The 764-nt window shown below is 63.0% G+C and carries 1 protein-coding gene; it reads left to right on the plus strand.

Annotation, left to right across the window (positions count from 1 at the left end; all coding sequences use genetic code 11):
- Positions 1–11: 11 nt before the first annotated feature.
- On the plus strand, positions 12–764 hold a 753-nt coding region (locus tag GTW58_RS13235), incomplete at its 3' end, for a HoxN/HupN/NixA family nickel/cobalt transporter (RefSeq protein ID WP_280842326.1).

Genomic DNA, 764 nt, shown 5'->3' on the forward strand with positions numbered 1-764 from the left:
CCAGGCCACGGCTGCTCACCGAAGGCAGACCGGCCGCAACCGTGGGGTTCTGGCTCTCCATGGGACATTCGAGTGTCGTGGTTGGTCTGTGTCTGCTGCTGGCTTTCGGGTTGTCAGCGGTCATGGGTCCCGTGGCCGATCAGGACTCCCCCTGGCATCACTTCACGGGAGTGTGGGGGCCTTTGATCGCGGGATTATTCCTGCTTGTGATCGCGGCATTGAACGTCCTGACACTGCGGCGAAGTCTTGCCGAGAGGGGCCGTGCCGGGCAGACCGGCACATATTCTCCCGCTCCGGTGGGTGACCTCGCGGGTGGGCCGATCACCAAGGTCATCAACGGGGTCGGCGCACGCATCCGAACACCGCGGCAGATGTACCTGGTGGGCCTGCTGTTTGGTTTGGGCTTCGACACCGCCACGGAAATCGGTCTCTTGCTGTTGGCAGGTACAGCAGGAATGGCCGCCGTTCCCTGGTGGGCGGTACTTACCCTGCCGCTGCTGTTCACCGCTGGGATGAGTACCTTCGACTTGGCTCAAGGGTGGGTGGCTCGTCGCGCATATGGTTGGGCGGAAACCCACCCGAAACGGCTGCTCACCTACAACGTGGCAATCACGTCGGTGTCCGTCGTGGTGGCGTTGGTGGTGGGATCGGCGTCGCTATCCGGGGCCTTGTCCGAATGGCTCGGGATACCTGACCTGTTCGCTTGGACGCGATTGATCGGTGTAGATGCCTGGGGATTCGCTCTGGCCGGGTTGCTGTTGGTG

Source organism: Kocuria subflava (assembly GCF_012163155.1).
GTDB lineage: Bacteria > Actinomycetota > Actinomycetes > Actinomycetales > Micrococcaceae > Kocuria > Kocuria subflava.